This window comes from Mycobacterium sp. PO1, assembly GCF_017312405.1.
Lineage (GTDB): Bacteria > Actinomycetota > Actinomycetes > Mycobacteriales > Mycobacteriaceae > Mycobacterium.
In genome coordinates, this window is record NZ_BLTG01000021.1 from 109,311 (window position 1) to 133,996 (window position 24,686).

21 protein-coding genes are annotated in these 24,686 nt (G+C 67.7%); 10 read left to right on the forward strand and 11 right to left on the reverse strand.

Annotated features, from left to right (window positions below):
- Positions 1-4 precede the first annotated feature (4 nt).
- Positions 5-1,567: a class I adenylate-forming enzyme family protein gene (locus tag J3476_RS10315; protein WP_207066392.1), complete on the forward strand. Its 1,563-nt coding sequence runs from the start codon at positions 5-7 to the stop codon at positions 1,565-1,567.
- On the forward strand, positions 1,560-3,080 hold the full coding sequence (locus tag J3476_RS10320) for a class I adenylate-forming enzyme family protein (RefSeq protein ID WP_207066393.1): 1,521 nt from the start codon (positions 1,560-1,562) through the stop codon (positions 3,078-3,080). Before J3476_RS10315 ends, J3476_RS10320 begins: the two co-directional genes overlap by 8 nt.
- Here J3476_RS10320 and J3476_RS10325 read toward each other — a convergent pair.
- From J3476_RS10325 to fabG, 5 genes are all read right to left on the reverse strand, one after another.
- Positions 3,073-4,257, reverse strand: coding sequence for a CaiB/BaiF CoA-transferase family protein (locus J3476_RS10325; protein ID WP_207066417.1), 1,185 nt, complete (start codon positions 4,255-4,257; stop codon positions 3,073-3,075). The two genes, J3476_RS10320 and J3476_RS10325, sit on opposite strands and share 8 nt — an antisense overlap.
- 61 nt (positions 4,258-4,318) lie before the next feature.
- A complete protein-coding gene (locus J3476_RS10330) occupies positions 4,319-4,987 on the reverse strand; it encodes a GntR family transcriptional regulator (protein WP_207066394.1) in 669 nt (222 codons plus the stop codon).
- 4 nt (positions 4,988-4,991) lie between these two features.
- A complete protein-coding gene (locus J3476_RS10335; RefSeq protein WP_207066395.1) occupies positions 4,992-6,185 on the reverse strand; it encodes an acyl-CoA dehydrogenase family protein in 1,194 nt (397 codons plus the stop codon).
- A 2-nt stretch (positions 6,186-6,187) separates the two neighbouring features.
- Complete coding sequence (locus J3476_RS10340) at positions 6,188-7,414, reverse strand: acetyl-CoA C-acetyltransferase (protein ID WP_207066396.1); 1,227 nt, start codon at positions 7,412-7,414, stop codon at positions 6,188-6,190.
- Positions 7,411-8,151 carry a 3-oxoacyl-ACP reductase FabG gene (fabG, locus tag J3476_RS10345; protein ID WP_286182865.1) on the reverse strand — a complete coding sequence of 247 codons (741 nt, stop codon included), beginning with the start codon at positions 8,149-8,151 and terminating at the stop codon, positions 7,411-7,413. The genes J3476_RS10340 and fabG overlap by 4 nt, the downstream gene beginning before the upstream one ends.
- A gap of 100 nt (positions 8,152-8,251) precedes the next feature.
- On the opposite strand from fabG, the gene J3476_RS10350 reads away from it, so the two are divergent.
- Together J3476_RS10350 and J3476_RS10355 are read left to right on the forward strand one after the other, a co-directional pair.
- Positions 8,252-9,424, forward strand: coding sequence for an acyl-CoA dehydrogenase family protein (locus tag J3476_RS10350; RefSeq protein WP_207066398.1), 1,173 nt, complete (start codon positions 8,252-8,254; stop codon positions 9,422-9,424).
- Positions 9,421-10,242 carry a mycofactocin-coupled SDR family oxidoreductase gene (locus J3476_RS10355; RefSeq protein WP_207066399.1) on the forward strand — a complete coding sequence of 274 codons (822 nt, stop codon included), beginning with the start codon at positions 9,421-9,423 and terminating at the stop codon, positions 10,240-10,242. Before J3476_RS10350 ends, J3476_RS10355 begins: the two co-directional genes overlap by 4 nt.
- Here J3476_RS10355 and J3476_RS10360 read toward each other — a convergent pair.
- From J3476_RS10360 to J3476_RS10370, 3 genes are all read right to left on the reverse strand, one after another.
- A complete protein-coding gene (locus tag J3476_RS10360; protein ID WP_207066400.1) occupies positions 10,236-11,135 on the reverse strand; it encodes an alpha/beta hydrolase in 900 nt (299 codons plus the stop codon). The two genes, J3476_RS10355 and J3476_RS10360, sit on opposite strands and share 7 nt — an antisense overlap.
- Positions 11,132-12,472 (reverse strand): NAD(P)/FAD-dependent oxidoreductase, encoded by a 1,341-nt coding sequence (locus tag J3476_RS10365; protein ID WP_207066401.1) that lies wholly within the window; start codon positions 12,470-12,472, stop codon positions 11,132-11,134. The genes J3476_RS10360 and J3476_RS10365 overlap by 4 nt, the downstream gene beginning before the upstream one ends.
- A gap of 78 nt (positions 12,473-12,550) precedes the next feature.
- Positions 12,551-13,003, reverse strand: a complete 453-nt coding sequence (locus tag J3476_RS10370) for a MaoC family dehydratase (RefSeq protein ID WP_207066402.1) — start codon at positions 13,001-13,003, stop codon at positions 12,551-12,553.
- Between the two features lie 660 nt (positions 13,004-13,663).
- Between J3476_RS10370 and J3476_RS10375 the strand changes: the two genes are divergently transcribed.
- Genes J3476_RS10375 through J3476_RS10385 form a run of 3 tightly spaced genes read left to right on the forward strand, consistent with a single transcriptional unit; the run spans position 13,664 to position 18,448 of the window.
- The gene (locus J3476_RS10375; protein WP_207066403.1) at positions 13,664-14,413 is read left to right on the forward strand and encodes a hypothetical protein; all 750 of its coding nucleotides are present in this window, start codon (positions 13,664-13,666) and stop codon (positions 14,411-14,413) included.
- Entirely contained in the window at positions 14,410-16,590 is a 2,181-nt protein-coding gene (locus J3476_RS10380) for an Rv1355c family protein (RefSeq protein ID WP_207066404.1), read from the forward strand. The genes J3476_RS10375 and J3476_RS10380 overlap by 4 nt, the downstream gene beginning before the upstream one ends.
- 7 nt (positions 16,591-16,597) lie before the next feature.
- Positions 16,598-18,448, forward strand: a complete 1,851-nt coding sequence (locus J3476_RS10385) for a bifunctional diguanylate cyclase/phosphodiesterase (protein ID WP_207066405.1) — start codon at positions 16,598-16,600, stop codon at positions 18,446-18,448.
- 9 nt (positions 18,449-18,457) lie between these two features.
- Here J3476_RS10385 and J3476_RS10390 read toward each other — a convergent pair whose 3' ends face one another.
- Entirely contained in the window at positions 18,458-19,309 is an 852-nt protein-coding gene (locus tag J3476_RS10390; RefSeq protein ID WP_207066406.1) for a hypothetical protein, read from the reverse strand.
- A 427-nt stretch (positions 19,310-19,736) separates the two neighbouring features.
- On the opposite strand from J3476_RS10390, the gene J3476_RS10395 reads away from it, so the two are divergent.
- Positions 19,737-20,969: an acyl-CoA dehydrogenase family protein gene (locus tag J3476_RS10395; RefSeq protein ID WP_207066407.1), complete on the forward strand. Its 1,233-nt coding sequence runs from the start codon at positions 19,737-19,739 to the stop codon at positions 20,967-20,969.
- Complete coding sequence (locus J3476_RS10400; protein WP_207066408.1) at positions 20,970-22,115, forward strand: acyl-CoA dehydrogenase family protein; 1,146 nt, start codon at positions 20,970-20,972, stop codon at positions 22,113-22,115.
- A 30-nt stretch (positions 22,116-22,145) separates the two neighbouring features.
- Here the strand turns inward: J3476_RS10400 and J3476_RS10405 are convergent, their stop codons facing one another.
- Positions 22,146-23,069: a universal stress protein gene (locus tag J3476_RS10405; RefSeq protein WP_207066409.1), complete on the reverse strand. Its 924-nt coding sequence runs from the start codon at positions 23,067-23,069 to the stop codon at positions 22,146-22,148.
- Between the two features lie 144 nt (positions 23,070-23,213).
- On the reverse strand, positions 23,214-23,984 hold the full coding sequence (locus J3476_RS10410) for an endonuclease/exonuclease/phosphatase family protein (protein WP_207066410.1): 771 nt from the start codon (positions 23,982-23,984) through the stop codon (positions 23,214-23,216).
- A gap of 126 nt (positions 23,985-24,110) precedes the next feature.
- Between J3476_RS10410 and J3476_RS10415 the strand changes: the two genes are divergently transcribed.
- Entirely contained in the window at positions 24,111-24,671 is a 561-nt protein-coding gene (locus tag J3476_RS10415) for a nucleotidyltransferase (RefSeq protein WP_207066418.1), read from the forward strand.
- Positions 24,672-24,686 lie beyond the last annotated feature (15 nt).

The following is a 24,686-nucleotide window of genomic DNA, read 5'->3' on the forward strand; positions in this document are numbered from 1 at the left end:
GCGCATGGTCCCGGCTGAAGTGACAATCCCTGCGCTGCTGCACGCCCGGGCCGGCCTCGGCGACAAGGCACTGCTCGTGTGTGACGACGAGCGCCTCAGCTACACCCAGGCAACCGCCCGCTCATCGGCGTTGGCGGCGCGACTGATCGCGCTCGGGGTCGGCAAGGGCACCCACGTCGGTCTGCTGTACCCCAACGGGGCACAGTTCGTGGTCGCGATGCTGGCAGCCGCCCGGATCGGCGCGGTGGTGGTGCCGTTCTCGACCTTCAGCACCGCTCCGGAACTGCGGGCCCAGCTCCTCCACAGCGATGTGGCGGTGCTGCTGGCGACAAGGTCCCATCGTTCGCACCACTACGTGCAGCGGCTGACCGAGGCGCTCGGCGAGGCGCTGCCGGCGCCCGGCCCGATCATGAGCGCGGTGGTGCCGGCGCTGCGCCACATCGTGTTCACCGAGGACGTGTCGGAAATGCCGGGCGGCGACCACGCCGCGGTGGCGGCGCTCGAAGACGACGTCGATGGATGTGATGTGCTCTCGGTGATCTACACGTCGGGCTCCACCAGCGCCCCCAAGGGCGTCGTGCACACACACGAGGCTCTGCTGGCCCATCAACACAACCTCAACACGATCCGCCGGTTCCAGGGTGAGGACCGCCTGTTCTGCAACTCGCCGTTCTTCTGGATCGGCGGGTTCGCGTTCGGGTTGCTGGCCACCATGGTCGCCGGGGCCACGCTGGTCTGCTCCACGGCCACCGACGCGGCGGTGACACTGGACCTGATCGAGTCCGAGAAGCCAACCCTCACCAATGGTTTCGTCGGTGGCATCGCACACCTCACCCGGCACCCGAGCTTCCCGGCACGGGACCTGAGCTCGATGCGGCGCGGCAACCTGTACCCCATCATGTCGCCCGACGTCCGCCCCGCCGATCCACAGCTGCGTCACAACATGCTCGGCATGACCGAGGCCGGCAGCGTGGTGCTCATCAGCGGAGACGAGTCCGACCAGCCCGAATCCCGGCGCGGTGGCTACGGATGCCCCGCCCCCGGATTCGAGACCCGGGTCGTCGACCCCGACACCGGTGCGGAGGCCTCCGCGGGAGAACTGTTGCTTCGAGGGCCGTTTCTGATGGAGGGCTACCACGGCCGACGTCGCGAGGACTGCTTCGACCCCGACGGCTGGTTCCACACCGGGGACCTCGTGCGCCGCGACGACGACGGGCTGTTCTACTTCCTCGGGCGTGCCGGTTCGATGATCAAGACATCCGGGGCGAATGTGGCGCCCTCAGAGGTGGAGAACGCACTGACCGAAGTCTGTGAGGCGCTCGGTGTCGAAGCCACCGTCCACGTTCTCGGCCTCGACCACCCGGAGCGCGGTCAGGTCGTCGCCGCGGTGATCGCCACCGACGGCGGACACCCGGTCGATGAGAGTCGGCTGCGCGAAGAGCTCCGCACCCGGCTGTCCAGCTACAAGATCCCGCGCCGGTTCGCCATCATCCGGCGCGCCGACCTCCCGTTGCGCTCCAGCGGCAAGGTGGATCTCGCCGCACTGGCAGGGCTGTTCGATGTCTGACACGATCGACGCCCTGCTGCGCGATGCAGCCCGCCGCCACCCCGCCAAGGACGCCGTCGTGGACCCCGGGGAGCGGCTCACCTACCGCGAGCTCGACATCCAGACCCTCGAACTGGCCGCCGCGTTCCTCGACGCCGGTATCGACAAGGGCTGCCGGATCGGTCTGCTGATGCCCAACGGCGTCTCCTGGGCCCGGATCGCGTTCGCGCTGACCAGGATCGGCGCCGTGCTGGTTCCGCTGAGCACCTTGTTCACCGCGCCGGAGTTGAGCGCGGCGCTCCGGACCGCGGCCGTGCAGCACCTGATCGCGGTCGACGAGTTCCGGGGGCGGCATTATCTGGACGACCTGCCGCCGGTCGGCGAGCTGCCCGCGCTGCGGGCCGTGCACTCTGCTGCGGCGCTGCCCGCCACGACAGGCGCGCCCGCACACCGGGTCGCGGACGTGCTGGCGCGGACCGTGCGCCCGGCCGACCCGCTGGCCATCCTGTTCACCTCGGGCAGCAGCGGCGCCCCCAAGGGGGTCCGGCACTCGCACGGCAACGCCGTCGATGCGGTGCGGTCAGGCCTGGCGGCCCGCTGCGTGGACGCCGACACCCGGCTGTACCTGCCGATGCCGTTCTTCTGGGTCGGCGGATTCGCCGGCGGCCTGTTGTCGGCGCTGGTAGCGGGCGCCACCCTGGTGACCGAGGCGGTGCCCGAACCGGATTCGACGTTGCGGTTGCTGGCCGCCGAACGGGTGACGCTGTTCCGCGGCTGGCCGGACCAGGCCGAGGCGTTGGCCCGACACCGCGACCTGGCCGGCGCGGCGACAGCCGACCTCAGCGCGTTGAAGCCCGGCAGCCTCGACGCGCTGCTTCCCGCAGGCGAGCGCTCCCGGCCGGGGTCCAGGGCCCGGCTGTTCGGAATGACCGAGTCGTTCGGCCCGTACTGTGGCTACCCGGCCGACACCGACATGCCCGAATCCGCCTGGGGCAGCTGTGGAAAGCCGTTCGACGGGATGACGGTGCGGGTAGTCGACCCCGACACCGGCACGCCGGTGGCCACCGGCGAATCCGGGATGATCCAGATCCGGGGACCCCACGTGATGCGGGGCATCTGCCGGCGCAGCAGGACCGACGTCTTCACGCCCGACGGTTATTACCCCACCGGCGATCTCGGCCACCTCGACGCCGACGGCTTCCTGTTCTTCGACGGCCGGGCGGACGACATGTTCAAGGTCAGCGGAGCCACGGTGTATCCGAGCGAGGTCGAGCGGGCGTTGCGCGGCCTGCCCGGTGTCCGCGCGGCGTTCGTGACCAACGTCGCGGGCCCGGCCGGTGGGCGGGTCGGCGCCGCCGTCGTGTGCGACGCACCGACGACCGTCGCGGACCTGCGCGCCGCAGCCAGGGCGGTGCTCAGCACCTTCAAGGTGCCCACGGTGTGGACGCTGCTCGACGACGAGGATGGGGTGCCCCGCGGGGCAACCGGAAAGGTCGACGCGGCCCGGTTGCGGGCGATGCTTCTGCTCAGATGACCTGGCGGGTGCGCAGGCCGGCGATGTCGGCGTCGGAATAGCCCGCCTCGCGGAGCACCTCGTCGGAGTGCTCCCCCAGCAGGGGTGCACGCCTGCGGATCTCACCCGGGGTCTGCGAGAGCCGGAACGGCGTCTCGATGATCGGCACGTCGTGCGCGGCGCCGGGGAAGTCGACCCGCTTGAGGTATCCCATCGCCGCGACGTGCGGGTCGTCGAGGACATCGGCGGTGGAGTGCATCGGCGCGGCCGGCAGCTTCGCCGACTCGAGCAGTCCGAGGACCTCGGCCTTGGTCTTGTCCGCGCACCACCGACTCATGATGTCGTTGAGTTCGTCACCGTGACGCCACCGCAGGTCGTCGTCGGCGAACCTGGGGTCATCGGCGAGTTCGGGGCGCCCGACCAACCGGCACCACCGCCTGAACATGGGCTGACCGGCCACCTGCAGAAGTACCCACCCGCCGTCGCGGGTGGGATACAGATCGCAGGGCGCCACGGACGTGCCCTGGTTGGCCATGCGGGGCTTGTCGGTTCCCAGCAGGTCACGTTCGATCAGGAAGGCGTTGGACAGCATCAGCGCGGTGGGTAGCAATGCTCCTTCGACATGCTGACCCACCCCGGTGCGGTCGCGGTGATACAGCGCCATCATCACGCCGATGGTCATCGTCAGCGCCGTGCCGAAGTCGGCGTACGGGACCACCGTGCGAATGGGTCGGTCCGGCAGCCCCTGACGGTAGGTCGCCCCCGACATGACTTGTCCTGCCCCGTCGAACCCGATGCGGTCGCTGTAAGGACCGCCCTCGCCGTAAGCGGTGGCGCTGGCCAGGATGATGTCCGGCTTGACCGCGCGCAGCGAGTCGTAATCCAGCCCACTGGCCCGCATGCTCGCGGCAGGCATGTTGGCGATGACCATGTCGGCGCCGGCCACCAGCCGACGGGTTACCGTCCTGCCCTCGTCGGTCGTGGTGTCCAGCGTCAGCGAGCGCTTGTTGCGATTGCACTGCAGAAAGGTTGCGCCTTCGCCGGTCTCGGTGACCGACTGCACCCACCGATCTTCCCCACCGTCCCGCTTCTCGACGCGGATGACGTCGGCGCCCATGTCGGCCAACAGGGCCGAACACCACGGCGCGGCGATGAAGCGGCCGAAATCCAGCACCCGTAACCCGTCGAGGACCCGCATCGACGCTTTCCCCTCCTCGGTCATCGCGCCGCGACCGTGCGGGTGGGCGGCGACACCGACATCACTCGATCACGCCGCGGCGGGTCAGGTGGGCGATCAACGGCTCGGCTCCGGCGGCCAGATGCTCCGACATCGCGCTGCGCGCCGCAGACTCGTCGCGAGCGCGGAGCGCGGACAGGATGTGGCGGTGGTGGGCGTTGGACTTCTCGGGCCACCCACTGATGGCGGGAAACAGCGATTCCGGCGCGTAGCGGGTGATTTGCGACATCAGTTGGGCCAGCTTCGGCGAATCTGCGGCCACGTTGATCGCCCGGTGGAACTCGTGGTTCAGCCGTACCGCGCGTTCCCCGTCGTCGGCGGCGTAGGCACGCTCCAACTCGTTCTGGATCTGCTCGAGCTCGCGCAACTGGGCTTCCGTGATACCGAGCGCCGCCCTGGCCGTCAGTTCCCCGCCGAGGTAGGCCTGCACGTTCGACACGTCGGTGACGTCGCGGTGCGTCACCGGACGCACCACGAAACCGCGGCGGGGTTGCTGCTCGAGCAACCCTTCTGCCTTGAGTTCGAACAGCGCCTCGCGCACCGGGGTGACGCTGACACCCAGCTCCGCGGCGAGCTGGTCCAGACGCACGTAGGCCCCGGCTGCGTAGAACCCGTCGAAGATCCGCCGACGGACAAAGCGTGCAACATCCTCGGCAAGCTGCGGACGCACGGCGAAATCGGGGACGCTCATCCCGTCACACCCGGTAGTCCGCGAGCAACCGCTTGCTGATGATGTTCTTCTGGATCTCGCTGGTGCCCTCGCCGATCAGCAGGAACGGCGCGTCGCGCATGAGCCGCTCGATCTCGTACTCCTTGGAGTAGCCGTAGCCGCCATGGATCCGGAAACTCTGCTGAGTGACCTCGGCACACACCTCGCTGGCGAAGTACTTCGCCATACCGGCCGCCACATCGTTGCGTTCCCCGGAGTCCTTCATGCGGGCCGCGTTGACCATCATCAGATGGGCTGCCTCGACTTTGGTCGCCATCTCGGCGAGCTGGAACGCGATGGCCTGGTGCTCGGCGATCGGCTTGCCGAAGGTGCTGCGCTGCTGGGCATACCGTACGGCGAGCTCGAAAGCGCGGATACCCACGCCGCAGGCGCGCGCCGAGACGTTCACCCGGCCGACCTCGACACCGTCCATCATCTGGAAGAACCCCTGACCGGGCGCCTCGCCGAGAACATCCGTGGCGTCGGCCTGATAGCCGTCGAAGATCAGCTCCGTGGTGTCGATCCCCTTGTAGCCCAGTTTGTCGAGCTTCCCGGGGATGACCAGTCCCGGCGCCACTTCACCGAAACCACTGGGCTTTTCGACCAGGAACGCGGTCAGGTTGCGGTGGGGCTTGTCGGCGCCCTCGTCGGTGCGAACCAGCGCCGCCACCAACGTGGAGCTCCCACCATTGGTCAGCCACATCTTCTGGCCGTCGATGGTGTAGGTGCCGTCGCCGTTGTTCCTCGCCCGGGTCCGGATCGCCGCGACATCGGAGCCGAGTTCGGGTTCGGACATCGAGAACGCGCCGCGGGACTCTCCAGTGGCCATCTTGGGCAGGTGGTAGCGCTTCTGTTCGTCGGTGCCGTGTTGACGAATCATGTAGGCGACGATGAAGTGGGTGTTGATCACGCCTGACACGCTCATCCAGCCGCGTGCGAGTTCCTCGACGCACAGCGCGTAGGTCAGCAGCGATTCCCCCAGCCCACCGAACTCTTCGGGGATCATCAGCCCGAACAGGCCCATCTCCTTCATCGCGTCGACGATGGCCCGCGGGTACTCGTCGGCGTGCTCGAGTTCCTGTGCGCTGGGAATGATCTCCTTGTCGACGAACTGCCGCACGGTGGCGACGATTTCGGTCTGGAACTCGGTCAGGCCGAGCGTCTGGGCCAGTTTGGTCATGGCTACGCCCCTTTCGCGGTGACGGTCTCGAACACCGCGGCCAGCCCCTGGCCGCCGCCGATGCACATCGTTTCCAGGCCGAAACGGCCACCGCGACGGTGCAGTTCGCGCGCCAGCGTTGCGAGCATCCGCCCACCGGTGGCTCCGACCGGGTGGCCCAGCGAAATGCCCGACCCGTGCACGTTGGTGCGCTCCAGATCGGCGTCGCCGAACTTCCATTCCCGCAGGCAGGCCAGTGCCTGAGCGGCGAACGCCTCGTTGAGCTCGATGAGGTCCATGTCGGCCAGCGTGAGCCCGGCCTTGCCTAGCGCTGCCTCGGTGGCCGGTACCGGACCGATGCCCATCAGGTGCGGCGCCACCCCCGCGACCGCCCAGGAGACCAGCCGAACCAGTGGAGTGAGTCCCAGCTCCGCGGCCTTCGCCGGAGTGGTCACCAGGCACATCGACGCAGCGTCGTTCTGTCCGCTGGAGTTGCCCGCGGTCACCGTCGCCTCCGGATCGCTCTTGCCGAGAACCGGTTTGAGTTTGCCCAGTGCTTCCACGGTGGTGTCGGCGCGGGGATGCTCGTCGGTGTCGATCACCTCCTGCCCGGCGCGGGTCGACACCGTCACCGGGATGATGGCCCCCGCGAGCTGCCCCGTCTTCTGGGCTGCGACTGCCCGCCGGTGCGACAGCACGGCGAGTTCGTCCTGTTCTTCGCGCGGAATGCCGTACTCGCGTCGCAGGTTCTCGGCGGTCTCGAGCATGCCGCCGGGCACCGGGTAATTCTTGCCGCCTGCGGTGGTGCGGCCGCGCGCCAGCGCGTCGTGCACGGTGATGCCGCCACGAGCACCGCCCCAGCGCATGTCGGTGGAGTGGAACACCACATTGCTCATCGATTCGGCGCCGCCGGCGACGACGAGCTCGTTGGCTCCGCTCGCCACCTGCAGGCAGGCCTGGATCACCGCCTGCAGTCCCGACCCGCAGCGGCGGTCGATCTGCATGCCCGGCACACTCACCGGCAGTCCGGCGTCCAGGGCGATCACCCGACCGATCGCCGGCGCCTCCATACTCGGATAACAGTGCCCGACGATGACGTCCTCGACCGCATCGGGCGCCACACCGGTGCGGGAGAGCAGGCCCTGCAGCGCGGTGACACCCAGGTCGACGGCCGTCAGGCTCGTGAACATCCCGTTGTAACGGCCGATCGGCGTGCGCACCGGCTCGCAGATGACCGCGTCCACCGTCACAGGTGTCGCCCGCCGGTGACCTCGAGAACCGTGCCGGTCATGTACGAGGACAGATCGGAGGCCAGGAACAGCGCGACCCTGGCTACTTCTTCGGGCTCGCCGGCCCGGCCCATCGGCACCTCGGCCACCTTGGAGTCCCAGATCCGTTGCGGCATGGCCTCTGTCATTGCCGAACGGATCAGACCCGGTTGTATCGCGTTGACGCGCACGCCGAGGTAGGCCAGTTCCTTGGACGCCGCCTTGGTCATCCCGACGATGCCCGCCTTGGCTGCCGAATAGTTGGTCTGCCCGACCATGCCCACCTTGCCGGAGATGGACGACATGTTCACGATCGCTCCGCTCTTGGCGTCGCGCATCACCGCGCCCGCAGCGCGCAGACCGTTCCACGTCCCCTTCAGATGGACCGCGATGACCTGGTCGAACTGCTCCTCGGTCATCTTGCGCATCGTGGCGTCGCGCGTGATTCCCGCGTTGTTGACCATGATGTCCAACCCGCCGAAACCGTCGACTGCGGCAGCCACGAGGGCCTCCACCTCGGCGGCGCTGGTCACATCGCACTGAACGGCCCGGGCAACGGACTCACCACCCAGTTGTGTGGCCGCCGTCCGAGTGGCCTCGCCGTTGACGTCACCCAGCACCACGCGGGCCCCCTCGGCGACGAAGCACTGGGCGATCGCGAATCCCAGCCCCTGCGCCCCTCCGGTGATCACCGCGGTCTTTCCCGTCAGCAATGGCACGTCTGTCACCAACCCTCTGTTCGTCTCCCGACACCCTCGGACGTTATCATATTTCATATACGATATTCGAGACGCAGGCCACCGAGGAGAGCGAACACCGATGACTACCGCCGAAGTCAGTGACGACGACTTCCAGGACATCCTGGGCCAGACTCGGCACTTCGTCCGCACCGCGGTCGTGCCCCGCGAGCAGGAGATCCTTGCCGAGGACCGGGTGCCCGACGATCTGCGCGACCAGGCCATGAAGATGGGGTTGTTCGGCTATGCGATTCCGCAGCAGTGGGGCGGCCTCGGCCTGCACATCGGCCAGGACGTCGAACTGGCCATGGAACTCGGTTACACCTCCCTGGCGCTGCGATCGATGTTCGGCACCAACAACGGCATCGCCGGCCAGGTGCTCGTCGGATTCGGCACCGACGAGCAGAAGAGCCGATGGCTGGAACGCATCGCCTCGGGCGAGGTGGTCGCGTCCTTCGCGCTGACCGAGCCGGGCGCCGGCTCCAACCCCTCCGGATTGAAGACCAAGGCAGTTCGCGACGGCGCGTCGTGGGTGATCGACGGGGCCAAGCAGTACATCACCAACGCACCGGTCGCCGACCTGTTCATCGTGTTCGCCCGCACCCGCCCCGCCGACGACGCAGGACCGGGTATCGCGGTGTTCCTGGTGCCCGCCGACAATGCCGGAGTCGAGGTCGGCGTCAAGGACGCGAAGATGGGTCAGGAGGGCGCCTGGACGGCCGACGTGAACCTCACCGACGTCCGGGTCGGCGATGAGGCGCTGATCGGCGGCAGCGAAGACCACGGTTACCGGGCGGCGATGACCTCGCTGGCCCGCGGGCGCATCCACATCGCGGCGCTGGCCGTGGGCGCCGCCCAACGCGCGCTCGACGAGTCGGTCGCCTACGCGGCCACCGCGACGCAGGGCGGCACCCCGATCGGTGACTTCCAACTGGTCCAGGCGATGCTGGCCGATCAGCAGGCCGGGGTGATGGCTGGTCGGGCGATGGTGCGCGAGGCGGCGCGGCTCTGGCTGACCGGCGAGGACCGCCGGGTCGCTCCGTCGGCGGCCAAGTTGTTCTGCACCGAAATGGCCGGCGAGGTGGCGGATCTCGCGGTTCAGGTGCACGGCGGTGCCGGATACATGCGGGGCGTTCCCGTCGAACGGATCTACCGCGAGGTGCGGCTGCTTCGCCTCTACGAAGGCACCAGCGAGATCCAACGGCTCATCGTCGGATCCAACCTCGTCAAGGCGGCGCAGCGAGACGCCCGGTGAACCGGCGCCTGGAGGACCGGGTCGCGTTCGTCACCGGCGCAGCCCGGGGCCAGGGCCGCGCCCACGCCGTCCGGATGGCGAGCGAGGGCGCCGACATCATCGCCGTCGACATCGCCGGTCCGCTGCCGGACTGCGTCCCCTACGATCCCGCGACCCCCGACGATCTCGCCGACACCGTCCGGCTCGTGGAGGCGACGGGCCGACGCATCGTGGCCTCGGCCGTCGACACCCGCGACGCCGACGGCCTGAACCAGGCCGTCGAAGCGGGCGTCGCCGCACTCGGCCGCCTCGACGTCATCGTGGCCAATGCCGGGGTGACCGCGCCGCAGGCATGGGACACGATAAGCCCCAAGGACTTCCGCGACGTGATGGACATCAACGTCACGGGCACGTGGAACACGGTCATGGCCGGCGCCGACAAGATCATCGCCGGCGGTCGCGGCGGGTCGGTCATCCTGATCAGCTCGGCTGCCGGAATCAAGCTGCAGCCGTTCATGATCCACTACACCGCCAGCAAGCACGCGGTGACGGGGATGGCGCGCGCCTTCGCCGCCGAACTCGGACGGCATTCGATCCGGGTCAACAGCGTCCACCCCGGCCCGGTCCTCACCGCCATGGCCACCGGCGACATGGTGACGGCGCTGGGTGCGGCGATGGACACCAATCCCCAGCTGGCCAACATGATGACCCCGTTCTTGCCGACGTGGGCCGTGCAACCCGAGGACGTCGCAGATGCGGTGTGCTGGCTGGCCAGTGACGAGTCCAAGTACGTGACTGCCAGCGCGATACCCGTCGACCAGGGTTCGACGCACTACTGAGCAGCAACGGTCCGGAGCAGGAACGCGATCTGGTCACCGACGGCCTTTTCGAACCAGTCGTGGCCGGGCCACACGTCGAAGTGGTCGCAGGGATAGTGATGGACCTGTGCTCGACCGTGTGCCGCCGTGGCAGCCACCGCGTCGGCCGGGACGTAGGAGTCGAAATCGGCGATCTGTACCAGCAGCGGGCACCGTAACCGCTTGGCCGCCGCAGCCGTTCGAACACCGAACACCTCGAGCCCCACCGAGCAGTCGATTTCGTTGCGCCAGGTGGGGCCGGCCATCGCACGGTAGCTCTCGTCAGCTCCGTCCAACGCCAGCGCCCCGCCCCCACCCACGGGTGACACCAGCGGCATCATGGTCGGGGCTCCACCTCGGGTGACCGACACCTTGCTCCGGATCCCGGTCAGGGTCCAGCGCAGGGAGGTGGTCAGATCGCGCGACTTCATCGCCGCTCGGCTGACCGCCATCCCGCTGGTCAACGGGGTCATCGCGATGACCGCGCCGACGTCGTCGCGCTCCGCAGCCACGCGCAGGACGTGGCCGCCGGAGAACGACGCGCCCCACAGCACCACCTTGCTCGGGTCCACACCGGGTAGCGCGGCGGCGGCATCGACGGCGGCGTGATAATCGGCGATCTGGCGACGAACCGACAGCGACTGTCGGGGCCGGCCCTGCGAGGCGCCGAAACCCCGGTAGTCGAACGCCAACACGTCCGCTCCCGCCCCGGCGATCCGTGCGGCGAACGGCGCGAGGCCGGAATCCTTCGTCCCGCCGAACCCGTGCGCCATGACCACCACCGGCCTGCGGACGGAATCTCCCCCCTCACCGGCGAAATGCCATGCGCTGCAGACGTCGCCACCGCTGACGAAGTCGACCTCGACCGGGATCATGACCCGACCCGCGCCGGCCGCCGGGCGCGCTCCCGCCCGGCCGGGATCTCGCGGCAACGCAGATCGTGCTCGTAGACGAAGTAGTCGACCTGCTGGGTGTGGCGCGGCCGGTCGGTGCAGTGTCCGGCATGCAGTTGCTGGTCGGCGTCGATCACCCGCTCCATCTGGTTCACGGAGGGCAACGCGTACTGCCCGACGGCGTACGCGGCGAGCAGGCGCGCCTGGCACTCGACGAACGGGAACAGCGTCGGGACCGCCTGCGCGAAGCCCATGAACACCAGGTTATCGACACCTGGCTTGAACATCCGCTTGTAGAGCCGCAGCTGGTTGCCCGGCGCGCTGATGAACTGCGGGTCGAAGAACGGAAACGTGATGTTGTAACCGGTGGCGTAGATGATGACGTCGAACACGTCGCTGGTCTCGTCGACGAAGTGCACGGTGTCACCGTCGAGGCGAGCGACGTTCGGCTTGGGCACCACGTCGCCCGAACCGAGCCGCAACGGTAGTTCGACCGACTGCGTCGGATGCGCCTCGAAGAGCTTGTGATCGGCCGGCGGCAGCCCGTACATCGTCGGGTCGGTGCCCAACATCGGAGCGATCAGCTGTATTGCCTTGCGCTGCCAGGACAGCGGAACATGCGGCGAGGTCCGGAACAACGTGTCGCCGGGACGGCCCGCGATGTACTTGGGCACGATCCACGCGCTGGACCTCGTCGACAGCGTGACGTGATTGTCCAGCGCCTTCGACGACAGTTCGACGGTGATGTCGGCGGCGCTGTTGCCGATGCCGACCACGAGGATCCGTTTTCCGCGCAGATGCAGCGGCGCCGTCGGGTCGACGTAGGAATGGGAATGCATCGACCCGCCGGCGAAGGTACCCGGGAAGTCGGGCAGCCGCGGGTCCCAGTGATGCCCGTTGGCGACGACCAGCAGGTCGAAGTGACGCTGCGCGCCCGCCCGGTCGACCAGGCGCCACCCGCCGCCGGTATCGGGTTCGGCGTGTACGACACCGTTTTCGAACTCGATGTGCTCGGACAACCCGAAGGCGTCGGCGTAGTCGTCGAGGTAGGCCTTGATCTGCGTGTGGTGCGGAAACGACGGGTAATGCTCGGGCATCGGAAAGTCCTTGAACGACAGGCGATGCTTCGAGGTGTCGATGTGCAGCGACCGGTAGGCGCTGCTGTGCCCGTTGGGATTCGCGAATGCCCAGTTCCCCCCGATGCGGTCGGAGGTCTCGAACGTGGTGTAGGCGACGCCGTAATCCTTGAGCATCTTGCCGGCCGTCAAACCGCTGATCCCCGCGCCGATCACGGCGACCTGCTGGTGTGCCTGATCCACCGTCGCTCCTCACGTCGTCACGCAATCTACGAGCGTTTTTGACGTACGTCAACGGTTACTGACACATGTCGGAGGTGCTCAGCCCAGGAAGCGCACAATCGACTCCGCGACGGCAGCGGGCTTCTCGGCACCCTCGATCTCGACAGTCGTGTTCAGCGTCGCCTGCACGGCATTGTCGAGTTGGGCGACCGAGGCGATCACCGCGCGGGCGCGCAGCCTGGCTCCGACCCGCACCGGAGTGATGAACCGGACCTTGTTGTAGCCGTAGTTGATGGCCATCGCGATGTTGTCGACGGTGTACAGCTGATGCGTGAAGTGGGGCAGCAGCGACAGCGTCAACAATCCGTGCGCGATCGTCCCGCCGAAGGGGCCATTGGCGGCCCGCTCGGGATCGACGTGAATCCATTGATGATCCTCGGTGGCGTCGGCGAAGAGGTCGACACGATCCTCGGTGATCTCCAACCATTCGGTGGGCCCGAGTTCTGCGCCCTCTGCGGCAGCCAACTCCGATAGTCCATTGAACTTCTGCACGGCGTCTCCTTCGACGTCGGAACGGGACGTGCACGGCGAGTACCCGTGCGCCGTTACACAGTGCCACAGCCGCGCGGCGCCCCGGCCACATCGGCCCGGTCGGCTGTGCCGACACATCAACCCAGTCGACTCAGCCGACACATCAACCCAGTCGGCTCAGCCGACACCTCAGCCCAGTCGGCTCAGCCGACGCCGGCGCAGTGTGCACCGCGTCGGCGCGCGGTTGCCCGACACAAACCAGCGAACGCATTACCGGACAAGTCATCGTGCCGCACGCGCGGACATGATCAACCCTCGGCGCGACCGACGTTTCGGAATAACAGCGTCGCGATGCGAAGTTAGCGTCGCTTTACATGCATTTGCAGAAAACGCTGCCAAAAGGTGAATCACCGTGGCAGCCGGGTTCGCTGAAATAGAATTGTAGCGCCTCAACCAGTTCACACTGCAAATAAAGAGGTTGCCAAAGTTGGCGTTCGGGTACTGCTCTACCAGGATCTTGGATAACCAGCGGTCGCGGCCCTGGAAAATCTAGTCACACTAGCTGGAATTTGCGGCGCGAGGCGACATACTTATCCTGCCGTATTCAAACAAAACCGGTTACTCATGGCCAGTCATCGATGACCCAGCTTTGATGCGCCGGTCACTCAAGACGGGAAAAACATGCCGAATACCGTTCTTCAAGTCGCTGATCGCCCCCTCGGTCAGGCCGTGGCCACCCACAGTTGGTGGGACGCCGACGCCGATTGCACGTTGGTGATGTCGCATCCGTCCGCTGATCCCGAACTCTGGCACGAATACCTCCGCGGTGCCGATCGAAGCTACCGCAAGCACGGTGTGCAGAGCGCATTGGACATCGACGAGATCAGCGACGGCCATGACACCGCGCTGTTCTGGGCCGCTCTCGACCGGACCGGGCGCGTGATCGGCGGAGTTCGTGCGATCGGCCCTCTCACCGGTGCTGACGATTCCCATGCCGTCGTCGAATGGGCGGGGCAGCCGGGCCTGGCCTCGGTGCGCAAGATGATCGACGACCGCGTGCCGTTCGGGGTACTCGAGATGAAGACGGCATTCGTCACCGACGACGCGGACAAGAGTCGACGTGTCACCCGAGTGCTCGCACGGACCGCCTTCCATGCCATGGCCGCGCTGGAGCTGCAATTCTGCATGGCCACATCGGCGGCGCACGTACTCGACAAGTGGCGCTCCTCCGGCGGGGTGGTCGCATCCATTCCGGCCACGCCGTACCCCGACTCGCGCTACCAGACCAAGATGATGTGGTGGGACCGCAACACCTTCATTCGACACGCCGAACCCACGCAGGTCTCGAAGATCATCACCGAGGTCCTGGACCTCCAACGGGCGTGGCCTGCAGAGCCCGCACTCGCCGCGGTGCATGATGATGCGTTGTGACGTCTGAGCCTTCTGCTACGCATGGGACCGATGCTGCTGGATTCCACGAGCGGCATCGCGATGCGAACAGCGCCGTGGTCTTCGACCCGACCCTGCCCGACGACGGCGCTCTGATCGACTTCCTGCGCAGCGATCCCACCGTCACCGTCGTCGACACCGTGGCCGAACAGGCACGGACACTGGCGGAGCTGCTGCCGACACCGGGGCTGGAGTTCGTCGACGAACCCCGGCGCTGGGCCTACTACCCGTGGCGGCGGACGCTCGTCTCCGTCCTGGGCCCCCGGTCCTATCTGCGAACCCGGACCGACCGCAACCGCGACCTGATCACCATCGCGGAGCAACAGCACCTGTCCTCACTGCGGATCGGAATCATCGGGCTCAGCGTCGGCCATGCCATCGCTCACACGCTGGCGATGCAGGGGTTGTGTGGGGAGTTGCGACTGGCCGACTTCGACGAGCTGGAGTTGTCGAACCTCAACCGGGTGCCGGCAACGGTTTTCGACCTCGGCGTGAACAAAGCCACGGTGGCCGCTCGCAGGGTCGCCGAGATCGACCCCTATGTCGCTGTGCGCGTACATGATCGCGGGGTGACCGCAGACAGCATCGATGGATTCCTCGAGGGGCTCGACGTCGTGGTCGAGGAGTGCGACTCCCTCGATGTCAAGGCGCTGGTCCGGGAAGCCGCACGCCGGCACCGGTTGCCGGTGGTGATGGCCACCAGCGACCGCGGTCTCGTCGACGTCGAACGCTTCGACTCCGAACCCGACCGACCTGTGTTCCACGGGCTGCTCGGAGGACTCGACGCCGCCACCCTGGCCGGGCTGGACAACAAGGACAAGGTCCCGCACGTGCTGCGGATCATCGAGGGCGCGAGTCTGTCACCACGCGCCGCAGCGTCCCTGGTCGAGGTCGGCCAGACGCTGGCGACCTGGCCGCAGCTCGCCGGTGACGTGCTGATCGGCGCATCCGCAGTCGCCGAGGCGGTACGCAGAATCGGTCTGGGTGAGCGCCTTCCGTCCGGACGGGTACGTGTGGACATGTCGACCTTCATGGAAGAGCTGGTCGATCCCCGCAACACACCAGCCGCACCGGCCGAGGCGGACGAACCGGGACCGGCGCACGCCCGCGACGCGGTTCACGCGGTGGCGCTGGCCGCCAATCAGGCACCGTCGGGGGGCAACGCGCAGCCGTGGCGCATCGAGACCGGTGCCGCAACGGTGACGATCCACCTCACTCCCGAGCGCACCACGCTGATGGACGTCAACCTTCGCGGCAGCGCCGTCGCCGTCGGCGCCGCGACCTTCAATGCCCGCGTGGCCGCCGCCGCTCGCGGTGTCCTCGGCGACGTGCACCTCGCCGAACACCAGACCGCCTCTCCGCTCACCGCGGTGATCGACCTGGGCGGCGCCGACGCCGACCCCGAGCTCGCGGCGCTGTACCCGCTTCTCGAGAGACGGGAGACCAACCGGCACCGAGGCACCCCAACGCCCTTGACCGACACCATCGCCGAGGCTCTCAGCACCGCCGCACACCGCGAAGGTGCCCGCCTGGTGTTGCTGACCGATCGCACCGACCTCGACGCGGCGGGCGAGGTGCTGTCCGGCGCCGACCGCATCCGCTACCTGACCACCCAACTGCACCGCGAGATGACTTCCGAATTGCGTTGGCCCGGCGATGAATCCCCCGACACCGGCATTGATGTGCGCAGCCTCGAACTGAGTCCAGCCGATTTCGCGACGCTCGACATCCTCAGGCGCACCGAGGTCATGGAGCTGCTGGCATCCTGGGGAGCCGGTTCCAGGCTCGGCGCCGACACCCGCGACCGGATAGTGAACAGCTCGTCACTGGCGGTGATCATCGGCAGCGATCCGTCACTGACCGGCTATGCGCACGGCGGAGCGGCGGCCGAAGCGGTCTGGTTGACCGCACAACACCACGGCCTGGCGGTCCAACCCGTCTCCCCCGCCTTCCTCTACGCACACGACGGCGCCGACCTTCACGGTCTCTCACCGGAATTCGCCGGCCAACTGGCCGAGTTGCAGCAACGGTTTCGTCACTTGACGACTGCGGCCGACGGCGAGACCCAGATCCTGGCCCTGCGACTCGTCACCGCACCGCCCGCCTCGGTCCGTAGCCGCAGGCGACCGCTCGTTCACACGGCACCGGGCTTATCCTGACTGCACAATGTCCATGAACGGCACACCGCGCAGCCTCGACCTGATGGTCAAATCGGTGGCAACCCAGTTGATGGCCGCCAATGCGACCACCTCCGTCGAGGTCAGCCAACGTGTGCTGGCCGATCTGGTGTCCTACCTCGGCGTCGACGTCAGCTTCCTTCGCTACAACGACCACAAGATCAGGGCCTCCAGACTGATCGCCGAGTGGCCGATCCGGCCGAACATTCCTGACCCCGACCCGCTGGAGATCGTCTACTTCGCCGACGCCGATCCGGTGTTCGCGGTGTCGGAGAACGCCAAGAAGCCGGTGGTGCTGCGTCCAGAACCAGCCACCGATGACTACCAGCGGCGGATCGAGGAGAGTCGCGCGGTGCCCGCGACGTCGATGGCCGCCGCACCCCTGCTGTCGGGCAATGTCACCACTGGCGCCCTCGGGTTCATCAAATTCGGCGACCGGGAGTGGAGCACCGACGAACTCAACGCGCTGGAGACGATCGCGTCGCTGTTCGCCCAGGTTCAGGCCCGGGTACTGGCCGAAGAGCGGCTTCGTTACCTCGCCGAACACGACGACCTGACCGGTCTGCACAACCGGCGCGCCCTGCTGTCACACCTGGACGAACGACTTACGGCCGGCCAGCCGGGTCCGGTCTCGACGCTGTTCTTCGATCTGGACCGGCTGAAGGCGATCAACGATTACCTCGGGCACACCGCGGGCGACTGGTTCATCCGCGTGCTGGCCGAGCGCCTTCGCCGATCCGGTGACGGGGAGAACCTGATCGCCCGGTTGGGCGGCGACGAGTTCGTCGTGGTGCCCCGCGCAGCGATGGACGAAGCCGCTGCCACCGCTTTGGCTCATCAGCTGCAGTCCGCGCTGCGCGAACAGGTCTCGATCGACGGCGAGGTACTCACCCGCACCGTGAGTATCGGTGTGGCACAGGGCACGCCGGGCGTCGACACGACGTCGGACCTGCTGCGTCGCGCCGACCAGGCGGTGCTGACCGCCAAGAACTCCGGTGGCAACAAGGTCGCGGTGTTCACCGATGACATGGCGATGAAGAACGAGTTCCGCAACGACATCGAGTTGCACCTGCAGAACGTCATCGAAAGCGGGGCGCTGTTACTGCATTACCTTCCCGAAGTCGACATGCGCACCGGCGAGATCCTGGCCGCCGAAGCTCTCGTGCGTTGGCAGCACCCCACCCGCGGATTGCTGGCACCTGATGCGTTCATCGGTGTCGCGGAGTCCATCAATCTCGCCGGTGAACTCGGCCGGTGGGTGATGCGTTCGGCATGTGCGGATTTCGCGGCGTGGCAGTCGCGTGGGCTCGGGAAGAACATCGTCATGCGCATCAACGTCTCTCCGGTGCAATTGGTGATCGACGGCTTCGTGGAATCGGTCGCCGGCATCCTCGAAGAATTCGGTCTCGCTCGGGGATCGGTCTGTCTGGAGATCACCGAGAATGTGGTGGTCCAGGACATCGAAACCACGCGGATCACGCTGGCAGCGCTGAAGGCCGCCGGTGTGCAGATCGCCATCGACGACTTCGGAACCGGCTACAGCGCCTTCTCCCATCTGAAGTCACTGCCGGTGGACACGCTCAAGATCGACCGCGGTTTCGTCCGCGAACTGGGTTCTGATCCCGGCGATCTCGCCATCGTGCGCGCGATCATCGCCTTGGCCGAAGCGTTCGGGTTGGAGTTGGTGGCCGAAGGCGTCGAAACCGAAGCCGCGGCGCTGACGCTGCTGCGCCACGGCTGCCATCGCGCGCAGGGCTTCCTGCTCTCGCGCCCGATCGCGGGCGCAGCACTGGAATCGCTGCTTTCCAAAGGCCGTCTGGCAATCAAGTTCTCCGCCTGAGGACCGCGATCACGCTCCGCGATGACGTGCGGAGCCGCTGAGCTGCACGCAGGCTCCCGCCGCCGCGGCGACCGCCGGGTCTGCGGTCAGCAGCTCCACGCGACCGAAGCGGCTGGCGAGCCGACCGACCAGGGCCACCCGCACCTCCGCGCCCTGCGGCAGTGTCGGTGACGCGAGCGGCTCTACCGCCCGACACAGCAGCACACCGTGTCGGGCCCGTACCGTCAGGGCCCCTTCCGCGGTGTCGAATTCTGCACCGACAACGACCCCGTCATCGAAGACCAGCCTCTGCAGAACAGTGGACCGGTCGAAGGAGACGCCTGCGTCCTCGGCTGCGGCAGTGAGCCAGCTCGACACCGAACCTCCGACATCATCGACATCGGGTGACATCGCACCGATCTCGCTGACAGCCAGCCGACTGCCGTCGCCGGATTGCCACGCCGCGGTGTCCCAGCCTGTGACTCGCGTGTAGAGGTATCCGGTACGCGCAGGGATGCACTGCATCGCCCAGTCGCGCAGGTGAGCACCGTCGAAGGTGTCGATCCGGCGCTTCCTGCCTTCGTCTGCGTGCGGGAGTGGACTCGCGAGTCGAACCGGGAGATCGACCGACGGCCGAGGCAACGACTCGAGCTCGATGTCGGCGGTCAACTCGTGGAGGTAGGTGGCGGTCGGGTCGTCGAGCTGATGCGAGCCGAACCAGTCGGTTTCGGACGCGGGCAACTCCGCGCTGGCCAGCATCACCGCTCCACCCGCCCGTGCGGCGGCAATGGCGGTGGCCAGACCGCCGGGAGCTGTGTCGGTGCAGATGACATCGACTTCGTCGTCCCAGCCGAACCCGTCGTCCACGGTTATGTGCCTCATATTTGCCACTAAACGCCCCTCCGTGAACACGACCACCGCTACCTCCGGCGATGAGCAAACATGCGATCGCACTGACGCGGGGTCGCCACAGCCGTGATGGGTAATGAGGGGATTTGCCATCACGGACTGTGGCAACACGAACAACCTACCACCGCACGCCGTGGACGGGTCCGCGCCGTGAAGGCGACCGACAGCCACGCGCGGGTCCGCGCCGTGAAGGCGACTGACAGCCACGCGCGGGTCAGCACGGTAGGGCAACCGAGGGCCACGCGCGGGGCCGCGCCGTAGGGCGGCCGACAGCCACCGGCGGGTCAGCACCATCGGGCGGTCCGGAGCCGCCGAACTCCGGCCACCACTCACCCCAGTTCCGTAACTTAACTAACTAGGTTTACTCTGTCGGGGAGCCCATACACGAAAAGGGGATTCGATGGATCTGGAGTGGTCGGCCGCCGATCTCGCGTTCCGTGACGAGGTGCGCACCTTTCTCGCCGAGAAGCTGACGCCCGAGCTTCGACGCGCCGGGCAGCTGATGACCAGCGTGTACGCCGACCATGACGCCAGCATGGAGTGGCAGCGCATCCTGCACGAACGGGGCTGGGCCGCACCGGCCTGGCCGGTCGCTCACGGTGGCTGCGACTGGAGCCTGACCCAGCACTACATTTTCAGCCGCGAGTCGCAGCTCGCCGGAGCACCGTCGCTGTCACCCATGGGCATCCGCATGGTGGCCCACGCGATCATCAAGTTCGGCACCGACGAACAGAAGGACTTCTTCCTGCCCCGCATTCTCACGGGCGAGGTGTTCTTCTGCCAGGGCTACTCCGAACCGGAGGCGGGATCGGACCTGGCGGCGCTGTCGATGGCCGCCCGCGACGACGGTGACCACCTGGTCTGCACGGGCAGCAAGATCTGGACCACTCATGCGCGGGAAGCCAATTGGATGTTTGCGCTCGTGCGCACCAGCCGCAGCGACAAGAAGCAACGCGGTATCACCTTCGTGCTCGTCGACATGTCCACTCCTGGGATCGAAATTCGTCCGCTGGTGATGACGTCAGGCGAAGAAGTCCAGAACCAGGTGTTCTTCGACGACGTGCGGGTCCCCAAGGCCAACGTCATCGGCGACGTCGACGACGGTTGGACGGTGGCGAAGTATCTGCTGGAGTTCGAGCGCGGTGGGGGTGCGACGGCCCCGGCTCTGCAGGTGATGGCTGAGGACATCGCCACGGTGTCGGCCCGACAACCCGGCCCGGGCGGCGGGCGGCTTCTCGATGACCCCTCCTTCGCGCACAAGCTGGCCGAGCTGCGGATCCGTACCGAGGTGCTCGAGATCCTCGAATACCAGGTGCTTGCCGTGGTCGCCGCGGGCGGGAACCCCGGCGCGAAGTCGTCGATGCTCAAGGTGCTGTCCACTGAACTGAGCCAGGCGCTCACCGAGCTCGCGATGGAGGCCGCCGGCCCGCGGGGACGCGTCTACCAACCACACGCGACATGCCCGGGTGGCCCGATCGCCGACTTCACGCCCCCGCAGCACGACTACGTCAGCGGCGAGCCCTGGCAGGCCGTCGCTCCCCTGCGGTACTTCAACGACCGCGCCGGCTCGATCTACGCCGGCAGCAACGAGATTCAACGCAACATCCTGGCGAAAGCGGCATTGGGACTCTAGATGGACTTCACACTCAACGACGAGCAGGAACTGCTCCGCGACGGGCTGACCAGGTTCCTGGCCACCCGCTACGACCTGGAGAAGAGCCGCGCGGCCGCCAAGACGGGCCTGGGCTGGCAGCCCGACATCTGGCGGGCGTTCGCCGAGGAGCTGGGCATCCTGGGTGCCGCGTTGCCCGAGGAGTACGGCGGCATCGGCGGTGGCCCCGTCGAGATGATGCTCATCGCCGAAGCGCTGGGTCATGCGCTCGTCATCGAACCGTACGTCGACACCGCCGTCGTCGCCGCCGGCCTGCTCCGGCGCGCCGGCGGGGCGGCCGCCGCCGGCCTGGTGGAGAAGATCGCCTCGGGCACTGCGATCGTCACGGTCGCCGCCACCGAGCCGACCTCCGGCGAGAACTGGCGCGACGTGACGACCGTGGCCGAGCGCGACGGAGACGACTGGGTGCTCCGCGGTACCAAGATCGTCTCAGCGAGCACCCCGCTGGCCGGCCACGTACTCGTGACCGCGCGGACCTCCGGTGCCCGCACCGACGCCGACGGGATATCGCTGTTCCTGGTCGATGTGGGGTCTTCGGCGCCGGGATTGACCCTGCACCACTACCGCACCGTCGACGACCGGCGCGCCTCCGACATCGCTTTCGAAGGTGTTCGTCTGCCGTCCGGCTCCCTTGTCGGCGGGGAGGGCGTCGCCTGGCCCTGGCTGACCCGGGCCCGCGACGAGGGCGCGGCGGCGGTGTGCGCCGAGGCGGTCGGGTGCATGCGTAAGGTCCTCGCCGACACCGTCGAATACTGCAAGCAACGCCAGCAGTTCGGGCAGCCGATCGGCAGCTTCCAAGTGCTCCAGCACCGCATGGTGGACATGTACATGCACGTCGAGCAGGCCGCAGCGGCAGCGTTACTGGCCATCCTCAAGCTGGACGCCGACGACGCGACCCGCACTCGCGCGGTGTCGGCGGCGAAGGTGACCGTCGGCCGGGCCGCGCAGTTCGTCGGTCAGCAGGCCGTTCAGCTGCACGGCGGCATGGGGATGACCGAAGAACTCGCGATCGGGCACTATTTCAAGCGGTTGACCGCGCTGCAGTTCGAGTTCGGCTCGACCGACCACCACGTCAGCCGCTACGCCCGGGCGTCCGAAGCCGGCTGACCGTGCCCCGCCTTCGGCCGCGGTCGCGCGTCAGGAGCGCCTGGCGACGATGACAGGGATGCGGGCGGACTGCACCACCTGTGAGCCCACCGAGCCGAGCAGCATGCCGGCGAAGCCGCCGCGACCGTGGCTGCCGACCACCAGAAGCTGCGCGTGCTCGGCTTCCTCGAGCAACGCGTGGGCAGGCCGGTCCGGACGCAGCACCCGCCGGATCGACACATCGGGATAGCGCTCGCGGTAACCCGCCAGCCGCTCGGACAACAGGCAGTCTTCCTCCGGCTGGATCTCCGACCAGCCCTCGTCGGGCAGCTCGTAACCGGCGTCGCTCCAGGTGTGCACGGCAACGAGGTCGACACCGCGACGTGACGCCTCGTCGAAGGCGATGGCGGTGGCGTGCTCGGACGCCGGTGAGCCGTCGATGCCGACCACGACGGGCGCCTGTGCGGGGTGCGGGATCAGCGGGTCCTCGTCGTGGATCACCGCGACCGGGCAGTGCGCATGCTGGGTCAGCCCGGCGCTGACCGAACCGAGCAGCAGCCGCCCGACCTTGCCGATCCCCCTTCGGCCGACGACGATCATCTCGGCGTCTTTGGTCAGGTCGGCCAGCGCCGCGGTCGGCTGACCCGAGAGCACTTTCTGGTTGACGCAGAACAGTTCGGCGCCCACCGTGGCGGCCTCCACGACGTTGAGGGCGTCGCGCAGGATGTCGCGCGCGGCGTTCTTCTCGTCCTCGAAGTACTCGGCAGGCAGCGGGGCCTGGATCCAGGACTGCATGGCAGCACCCGGCAGTACGTGCGCCAGCGTCAGCGGGACCCGCCGCATCGCGGCATCGCGGGCCGCCCAGTCGACGGCGACCCTCGACTCGGGAGAACCGTCGACGGCGACGACGATGCCCAGTGGTGCCGATTGGTTGAGCGTCGCTGGTTGGTGGGACCCCGAAGGTTGCTCGGACATCGTCGTGTGCTCCTCACCTCGCGCCGGCGGCATCGTCGCCGCATCCGATTCCACGCTACCGGCGCACGCGGCACCGGCGAGGGGTCCACGGTCCTGCTGCGCAGGGACGAAAGTCCCCCGCTCAGGCGTCTCGACGGCGCGAGCTCACGCGTCTCGGTGACGCAACTGCACCACCAGCGGGCGATGATCGGAGATCGGTTGCCGAGGTGCCGCACAGCTGACGGTCACGAGGTTCGGATCGTCGGTGAGGACGTGGTCGAGCTGCGTCGTCGGCGCCTCGGCCGGAAAGGTGGCCGCCGAGGCCAGTGAACGCAGCCCCGACCAGCGTTGCGCGGAGTCGACACCCATGTTCAGATCGCCGGTCACCAGATGCGGCCCCGGCAGGACCCGCACGTCACGCATCAGCCGTCGGAGCTGGTGACGGTTCCATCCCGGCACGAACGACAGGTGCGTGTTGACCACCGAAAGTGGACCGACCGGAGTGTCGAGCTGACCGATCACCGCTGCTCGAGGTTCCTCGTCGACGACCTGCACCCGCCCCGGTGCACCAAGATACATCGGGAAACGGAACGGGATCCGGGGCAGCCGAACCACCTGCCAGTTCAGCGCGGGGTACCGCGACAGCAGCGCGACGCCGTAGGCGGCCGTACCGGGTTGTTCCTCGCCGGTGGCGGCGATCCACGTCGCGCCCGGGGTGCCCGCGATCGCCGCGACGAACTGGTGGCTGCGCGCTCCCATGGCCTCGGCGGCGAGTGCGGTGAGGTCGGCCATTCCCGACCGCGGCTGCACGGCGTCGACCTCCTGCAGCGCAAGGATGTCGGCATCCAGGTCGGCGACACACTGCGCGAATCGCCCCAGGTCGACGTCGTCGCCAGGGGTGCGTCCGTGCAGGATGTTGAACGTCACCAACTTCATGGGTATCTCCTACCCATCTTGCCCATGCTGCAGTCGACCACCGGCGGTGTCCACGTGTCCAAGCACCATGATTCGCTTCGCGAGGCGCGCGATGATTCGTATCACCAGGCGACCCACGACACGCACATGGCATCGCACGACGAGCTGCGCAACGCGTTGCGGCGCGTCGCGTCGACCTTCACCTCGCAGGGCCTTCCCTTCGCGTTGGCCGGTAGCTATGCCCTCTGGTCCTTCGGAGCGCCGGAACCCTCCCACGATGTGGACTTCGTCGTCGCCGAACAGGACGTCGACGCAGCGGTGGCTGTGCTGACCGGAGCGGGTTTCGACGTCCGTCGTCCACCCGAACGTTGGCTGTTCAAGGTCGCGCCCACCGCGGCGGGACCCGACCTCGTCGACGTCCTGCATCGGATCAACCACGTGCCGGTCGACCGCGCCCTGCTCGATCGGGCGCAGACCCGGGACGTGCTCGCGGTGTCGATGCCCGTGCTTCCGCCCACCGAGATCGTCGTACAGAAGCTGCGCTCCCTGCATGAACACCACTGCGACCTCGCTCCGCTGCTGCCCGTACTGCGGGCGGTGCGCGAACAACTCGACTGGGCCGCCTTGCGCGAGCGGACCGCCGACAACCCGTTCGCCGAGGCAGTGCTGCTGGTGTGCAGGCGCCTCGGCCTCGATGGTTCCCTCTGAGAGCCCTATGTCAAG